This is a genomic window from Vibrio sp. 1159, assembly GCF_033340395.1.
In the GTDB taxonomy this organism is placed as follows: domain Bacteria; phylum Pseudomonadota; class Gammaproteobacteria; order Enterobacterales; family Vibrionaceae; genus Vibrio; species Vibrio alginolyticus.
In genome coordinates, this window is record NZ_JAWOWL010000193.1 from 1 (window position 1) to 1,027 (window position 1,027).

Here is a 1,027-nt window from a genome sequence, read left to right on the forward strand (position 1 = left end):
TTCATAGGCTTAGTCTATTGATCTCTATCAAAATTCATTTATCTACTGCTCTCAAGCTAAATCTTGTTGCATATTTATCCCAGTAAGAAAAATTTATCTGCAGAAGTAAACACCAACAAAAGCCAGAGACATGACGAGGAAACGTCTCAAATGTCGCGCAGAAAATGCTCACTAATCCTAATTAGCTATGCAGAACATACAAAAAAGCCAGTCAGCAAAACTGACTGGCTTTCATCAAATCAAAAAGTGATTTAATTATGCATTTTCCATTGCTGCAACGATGTCACGCGCAACCGCCTCTGCGACTTTAATACCATCGATACCAGCAGAAAGAATACCACCAGCATAACCTGCACCTTCACCCGCAGGGTAGAAGCCTTTTAAGTTTACACTTTGGAAATCTTTACCGCGCTTAATGCAAACTGGTGAAGAGGTACGAGTCTCAACGCCAGTCAGTAGACCATCTTCAGATGCAAAACCTTTGATCTTACGATCGAAAGCTGGAATGGCTTCACGAATCGCTTCTACCGCAAATGGAGGCAGCGCTTTCGATAAGTCTGTGAGCTTAATGCCCGGCGTGAAAGATGGCTCAACATCACCAAGCTGACTTGGATCGCGGCCTTTCAGGAAGTCACCGATTTTCTGTGCTGGCGCATCGTAGTTTTCGCCGCCTAGTTTGTAAGCGTTAGATTCAAGTTCACGTTGGAAACGGATACCTGCTAAAGGATCACCCGGGTAATCCACCTCAGGAGAGATACCCACAACAATCGCACTGTTTGCGTTACGCTCTGCACGAGAGTATTGGCTCATGCCGTTCGTCACTACGCGACCTTCTTCAGATGTCGCCGCAACAACAGTGCCGCCTGGACACATACAGAAGCTGTACACGGTACGACCATTTTTACAATGGTGAACCAGTTTATAATCCGCAGCACCAAGAATTGGGTGACCCGCATTTGGACCAAAACGCGCTTCGTCGATCATCGATTGCTTGTGCTCGATACGGAAGCCAACCGAGAATGGTTTC

Annotated in this window: 1 protein-coding gene; it reads right to left on the reverse strand. The window is 45.8% G+C overall.

From position 1 onward, the window contains the following. Nucleotides 1–255: 255 nt before the first annotated feature. Nucleotides 256–1,027, reverse strand: a 772-nt coding sequence (locus tag R7127_RS26930) for an NAD(P)/FAD-dependent oxidoreductase (RefSeq protein WP_411977883.1), incomplete at its 5' end; no start/stop codon positions are given.